Annotated in this window: 2 protein-coding genes, 1 tRNA gene, 1 rRNA gene and 1 pseudogene; 1 reads left to right on the forward strand and 4 read right to left on the reverse strand. The window is 58.7% G+C overall.

The features are described from left to right. Together Q8K09_RS18130 and gabD are read right to left on the reverse strand one after the other, a co-directional pair. Positions 1-140, reverse strand: a pseudogene (locus tag Q8K09_RS18130) (4-aminobutyrate--2-oxoglutarate transaminase); the annotation flags it as partial. A 314-nt stretch (positions 141-454) separates the two neighbouring features. After that, complete coding sequence (gene gabD / locus Q8K09_RS18135; protein WP_305256386.1) at positions 455-1897, reverse strand: NADP-dependent succinate-semialdehyde dehydrogenase; 1443 nt, start codon at positions 1895-1897, stop codon at positions 455-457. 370 nt (positions 1898-2267) lie between these two features. On the opposite strand from gabD, the gene Q8K09_RS18140 reads away from it, so the two are divergent. Continuing rightward, a tRNA-Arg gene (locus Q8K09_RS18140) sits at positions 2268-2344 on the forward strand. 69 nt (positions 2345-2413) lie between these two features. On the opposite strand, the gene Q8K09_RS18145 is transcribed toward Q8K09_RS18140, so the two are convergent. Both Q8K09_RS18145 and rrf read right to left on the reverse strand, forming a co-directional pair. After that, entirely contained in the window at positions 2414-6523 is a 4110-nt protein-coding gene (locus tag Q8K09_RS18145) for a DEAD/DEAH box helicase (RefSeq protein ID WP_305256387.1), read from the reverse strand. A 153-nt stretch (positions 6524-6676) separates the two neighbouring features. Further along, a 5S ribosomal RNA gene (gene rrf, locus Q8K09_RS18150) occupies positions 6677-6790 on the reverse strand; the annotation flags it as partial.

Consider the following 6790-nt stretch of genomic DNA (forward strand, 5'->3'; position numbering starts at 1 on the left):
AAGTCAATAAACTCGTGGCCTTCAACGTCGATCACCGTGGCGTTCTGCGCCCGGTCGGCGAAGATCGGGTGGATCTGCCCGACGCCACGCGGAACGGCAGCGGTGCGGCGTTGCATCAAAGATTCGTTGGTCTTGCTCATGGTGTCCTCATTCGCCGCTCATCGGGCGGCGCGGTTCAAGGATGAATGCAACCGGGGAAGAGCGCTGCAGCATTCGATGATCGACTGCCACGCCCTGCCGGTTGCTCAGGCTGTTTTGACGCTGCTGTAAACCCAGGTGACCGGCTCGTTGGTTGAACCTGGGGCATTTAATTTTCTAACGGCTTCACCGTTCGTGAGCTTCGGGGCCAAGGCCAGACAAGGCGCAAGTGGACTTCAACGCGCAGCGTACTCAAGTACGCGAGCATTTGCAGTCCACTGCCAACGCCGCATCGCCGAAGCGCAGTAGCGACCGACTAGATACCCAGGCAGAGGTACTTGATCTCCAGGTAGTCCTCGATGCCGTACTTGGAGCCTTCGCGGCCCAGGCCCGAAGCCTTCATGCCGCCAAACGGTGCCACTTCGGTGGAGATGATTCCGGTGTTGATCCCGACGATACCGTACTCCAGCGCCTCGGCCACACGGAACACCCGACTCAGGTCGCGGGCATAGAAGTAAGACGCCAGGCCGAACTCGGTGTCGTTGGACATGGCGATCACTTCGGCCTCGTCCGTGAAGCGGAACAGCGGCGCAAGCGGACCGAAGGTTTCTTCCTTGGCGACCGCAGCATGGTTAGGCACGTTGAGCAAAATGGTCGGCTCGAAGAAATTGCCGCCCAGGCTGTTACCGCCAGCGACCAGCTTGGCGCCCTTGCTGACCGCATCGGCGATATGTTCCTGAACTTTGGCTACGGCCTTTTCATCAATCAACGGACCGGTGGTAATGCCGTCTTCGAGGCCATTGCCGACCTTCAGCTTGGCCACTGCGACCATCAACTTCTCGGCGAAGGCGTCATATACGCTGTCCTGCACGTACAGCCGGTTGGCACACACACACGTCTGCCCGGCGTTACGGTATTTGGACGCCATGGCGCCCTCCACCGCGGCATCCAGGTCGGCGTCATCGAATACGATGAAGGGCGCATTACCACCCAGCTCCAGCGACACCTTCTTGATGTCCTTGGCGCACTCGGCCATCAACTGGCGACCAATTTCGGTCGAGCCAGTAAAGGACAGCTTGCGCACGATGGGGTTGCCGGTCAGCTCCGCGCCGATATCACCTGCGCTGCCGGTAACAACGCTGAGCACACCCTTTGGAATACCGGCACGGTGCGCCAACTCGACCATGGCCAAGGCTGAGAACGGAGTCTGCGACGCCGGCTTGATTACCATGGTGCAACCAGCTGCCAATGCAGGGCCGGCTTTACGGGTGATCATCGCCGCCGGGAAATTCCACGGAGTAATCGCGGCCGTCACACCGATCGGCTGCTTGAGCACCAGAATGCGCTTGTCGGCCTGGTGGCCAGGAATGGTGTCGCCGTACACGCGCTTGGCTTCTTCGGCGAACCACTCGATAAAGGAAGCGGCATAGGCAATCTCACCCTTGGCCTCGGCCAGCGGCTTGCCCTGCTCCATCGTCATCAGGCGGCCAAGGTCATCCTGATTCTCCATCAACAGCTCGAACCAGCGGCGCAGCTTGGTCGCGCGCTCCTTGGCGGTCAGCGCCCGCCAAGCCGGTAGCGCCCGGTCGGCCGCTTCGATAGCACGACGGGTTTCCGCAGCGCCCATTTTCGGCACAGTGCCGATGATTTCATTGGTGGCCGGGTTATTGACCTTGATGGTCTGACCGCTGTCAGCGTCCAGCCACGTGCCGTCGATATAGGCTTGTTGACGGAACAGCTGGGGGTCTTTCAATTGCATGACAGTCTCCCTCATCGCGACACCCAGGCGTCGGACGGTTGTTGATGAGTCCACGGGCAAGCGCCCTTATAAATATGATCGAGCGGCACGATGCCGCGCCCTATCAATTACCCGGCCATCGCTTTATGTGAGATTGACCAGATTCGCACAGAGTTCCGAACGTTTTACGCAAGAACGTTTGAAATCTCAAACGAATGCTAGGGTCATGATGGGTAAAGGGCAAGAGTCTGTTCGAAAAAATTAACGAAAAGGCTCTTTTAGGCCTTTCCTGTAGGCAGCCATTTAAAAATCCACTCTATTCGTTCGGAATCACGCACAAACCGCCAGCATGGACGTACGCTCACGAGATGCGTATGATTGCGCCCGCGCTGCACCAGTAGCTCAGCTGGATAGAGTACTGCCCTCCGAAGGCAGTGGTCATGGGTTCGAATCCCGTCTGGTGCACCATATAAAACCAAAAGGCCCCAGGTGCAAACCTGGGGCCTTTTCGTTTATCGACGCATTCAGCAGGTCGCCTTACTGCACCAGGTCGCCTTTGAGCAGGCTCAGCAACGCATCAGCATCGAGCTTGCCACTGACCTCGCCACCACCCAGCAAGCTGTCGGCAAGATCGCGCTTTTGCGCGTGCAAGGCGACGATCTGTTCCTCGATGGTGTTCTCGGTGACCAAACGATAAATAGTCACCGGACGCAGCTGGCCCATGCGATGCGCGCGGTCGCTGGCTTGGTCCTCCACCGCCGGGTTCCACCACGGGTCGAGATGGATCACGTAGTCGGCGGCAGTCAGGTTGAGGCCGGTACCGCCGGCTTTCAGGCTGATCAGGAAGATATCGCCACTGCCGGCCTGAAAGGCGTCCATGCGCACCTGACGCTCCTTCGGCGGAGTGGCACCATCGAGGTACTGATAGCTGATGCCCTGCTCGTCGAGCCAACCTCGAATGATGCTCAGGTGGTCGACGAACTGGCTGAACACCAGCGCTTTATGGCGGTTCTCCAGCAGCTCCTCGACGATTTCGGCAAAGGCGGCCAGCTTGCTGCCGCCCAGGCCGCACTCGGGCATGACCAGGCTCGGATGACAGCAGAAGCGCCGTAGGCGGGTAATCTCCGCCAGTACCTGCAGTGACTTGCCCGGTGCCGTGGTACTCAGCGTATTCAGCGCTTGCTGCCGCAGGGCCTCGTACAGGTGCATCTCTTCGCTGGACAGCGGCACCTTGTAGGTGATCTCGGTGCGCGGCGGCAGTTCGTCGAGCACTTGGCTTTTCAGTCGCCGCAGGATGAATGGCTGAATCAGTGCTTTTAGCGCTTTACGTGCACCCTGCTCACCGCGTTCGATCGGCCCGGAGAAGCGCTGGGCAAAACGCTCTTGGCTGCCAAGCAGGCCTGGGTTGATAAAGCGGAATAGGTTCCACAGCTCGCCCAAATGGTTTTCCACCGGAGTACCACTGGCGATCAACTTGAAGTCGGCCTGCAGGGTCATCGCCGCTTGCGAACGCTTGCTCTGGGAGTTCTTGATCGCCTGGGCTTCATCAAGTACCACGCTGGTCCAGTGCTGGCTGGCAAATGCCTGGATATCCTGCTGTAGCAGGCCATAGCTGACAATCACCAGATCCAACGGCCCAAGGTCCTCGAGGTGGCGATTTTGCTGGTAGATGTGCAGCCTGAGCGTGGGCGCGAAGCGCGCAGTTTCCGCCGCCCAGTTAAGCGCCACCGAGGTCGGCGCAACTACAAGTTGTGGCCCGCCAGGAGCACGGTGCAAAAGCAGCGCCAGGGTTTGCACGGTTTTACCCAGCCCCATGTCATCGGCCAGGCAAGCGCCCACGCCCCACTGGGCCAGGCGTGCCAGCCAATCAAACCCTTCACGCTGGTAATCGCGCAGCTCGGCCTGCAGGGTGCTGGGTACCTGAGGCTGAAAGTGCTTGAGTGATTCAAGTTTGTCCAAGTGCGCTTGCCAGCCAGCATCGGCCTGAAACTCGCCCGCTTCTTCTGCCAGTCCGGCCAATAGCGGTGCCGTCAGCAGATTCAGACGCAAACCATCATCGCCAACCTGATCGGCCAAGTGAGCCAACTCGTCCAGACGCTTACGCAGGCTATCGCTCAGGGCCAGCCAGTCCTGCTCGCCTAGTTTGAGGAAGCGCCCAGTGCTGGACTTCAGTAACTCCAGAAGCTGGCGTAAATGCAGCACGCGACCATCGTCCAGCTGCACCTCACCGTTGAGCACAAACCAGTCGCCCTGCTGCTTGAGCCCAAGCTTGAGTTGGCCCATACCCGGCCGCGCCTTGATCCGCATGCGCTCACCTTCTGGCCAGACGCACTGCAGCCAGTCGCCTTCCAGTACCTGCAGCTCACTCAATACTTGCAGCGCATCCTGCGGCTCGGCCAGTTGCCACTCCTGACCATCGGTATCGGCCTGGGCGAGTGCCGGGCAGGCCTGCAGTACCCGCTGCAACGAGGCGGACTCTGCATGTAGATCACGACTGGCCTGCAGCGCCTTACCGTCCAATTCACCCAGTACATTCTCCAGCCCATGACCGGGCTTGAACCAACTACTGTTGGCAAGCGGTCGCACCAGCAACTGCAGACGCAGGCCTGCCTCCAGCGGCAACAAGTGAGCATACAAGGTGCTGTCGGCGGCCACGCTGTCGAGATGGCCAGCCAACTCGGGCAGATCCGAGTGGATCGGTAATAAAGGCGCGATTGCACCGATCGCCTCGACCAACTGCGCCTTGGCGGCCTGCGGCACGCTCAGGCCGTCGCCGACTATATCGGCAATCTGGCGTAGCTCACGGCTGACCGGATAGACCAGCAGGCGAGTCGGCGTCTCCTTGCGCAGACACACGTCAAGATTTCCCTGCACACCGCTGGGTTCGAGCTTGAGGTGAATATGCGTCCCTTGCGACTTAAGCTGCAGGCTCACATGACCGAGCAGTAAATCAATCCGCACATCCGGCGCATCCGCCCAGAACAAGGCGGGATGACCTACCAGTCGGGGCAAAGCGTGCTCGGCAGATAGCTCGTAGCGTGCCCCGCCGTAGTAGTAATCACTGCCCAGCTGGATCATACGAATCGTCTGTTTGTCCTGCTCCAGGAGAAAGTCCAAACTATCGCTGTCCTCGAACAGACGCTTAAGTGCTACGGCGCGGCCTTTGCTCCATTGTCCCTTGGCGCCAAGCTTCTGCTCGCGCGGCTCGACACTCAACTGATAAGGACTGAAGGTGACAAACCATGCCAGCCGTGCCGACTTCTGGATCTGCGCATGACCTGTCTCGGCCTTGCCCGGCTTGAGCAGGGACAGTGCGGTCAAGGCATGCTGCCAGGCTTCTTGCCGCTGATAGAGGCTTACCAACGGCACCAAACCTGCAGCCTGGTGCCAGTCGGGTTGACGACGGGGCTGTGCAAACTGCTGCGCCAGTAGTGCGTCCAGCTCTTCACCGAGCCAGTGGTAGCCAGCGGCAATAAGCGTGTCGCGAAAATCACTGAGCCGCTCATGCCAAACTGGCTCTCGCACCACAGATGCATCCGCCCAATACAACCCTAATGCCAGTAGCAGACCGTCGAAACCATTGAACGCGAGCGATTCGCTGAACTCATGATCAGGCCGCCTCACACTTGCCTGCTGCTGCTCGACCAGCATCTGCAGTGCCGAGTATGCGCGGCCGTAATACTCTTTTAGACCCAGGTTAACCGCCTGCTTGAGTGCGGGGTACAACTGCTTGTCTGCACAAGCCAACAACAGCAGGCAATAAAAACCATTGAGTATGGTCGGCAGATCGACCTTGCGCTTCTTGCTTTGCCGCTTGATCGCCAGCATCCACTCCTGAATGGCTAGCAAAGCTTGCGGATACTGGCCACGCAGCACTTGAAGAATAAACTGCCGGATGAATGCTAGACCACCCTGCCCCAGCGCTTCAAATTGCGTCCAGTCACCACGCCACAGGGCCTGCAACATCAACTGAAAGGCTAAATCTGGCTCGATTGAAGAATCCGTGATCAAGGACAGCCCTTGCCGATAAGCCTCTTCCGCAGGCTGCAACTGCCAGTTCACTTGACTCAGGTAATCTTCCAGCAACAGGCTTTTGACCTCATGCTTTAACGTAGCAAACACTTGCTTGCCTGGCTCGTCAGCCAGTAGTTGCTTGCAGGGCGACTCGCCCGTCAGGCTATGGCGCAGCGAACTCGATTGCAACAAAGCCAGTCCATGCCGCACGTCTCCAGCCTGCCCGCTGAGGATCGCCATCCACAGGTTCAGCCGCTGACTCGCCTCACTCGGTATATCCCAGGCGCTACGCGGCTGTACGATGCTACTGCGCAGTGCCAGCAACCAGCTATCTTTGCTGACATCGCTATTGATCTGTTGCAGCACTAGATTACGCCGTTCCGATGGCAAGCAATAAGGCTGCCCACTACCCCCGAGACTGACCCAATCGAGACGATGTAGCATCGTCAGTATCTCACTCAGCGCCGATCCATCCATCGCCTTGGTTGAGGAGCTACGCACCCCCATCTCGCGCAATTGTTCGAGCAAAGCGGTTTTATGCTTGCCTGGAAAAGACAGCGCCAGGACATAGAGCACGGCCTTGTAGGCATCTGGCAGGGCGGCAAGCCCGGAAGGGGTAGCAGGGGCGGACATCGGTTAACTCCAGCCTCAGAAATAAAAATTCAGGAGCGAGATATTAACAAACCAGCGGAATGGACGAGCTGAAGACTGCTCTTTCGTGAACTTTTCTGCGGTGCAAAGACAAACCCCCCACCTGCTCACGCAGATGGGGGGTTTGAAATACAAGCTTGACGATGACCTACTCTCACATGGGGAAACCCCACACTACCATCGGCGATGCATCGTTTCACTACTGAGTTCGGGATGGGATCAGGTGGTTCCAATGCTCTATGGTCGTCA

Source organism: Pseudomonas sp. (assembly GCF_030683065.1).
Taxonomy (GTDB): domain Bacteria; phylum Pseudomonadota; class Gammaproteobacteria; order Pseudomonadales; family Pseudomonadaceae; genus Aquipseudomonas.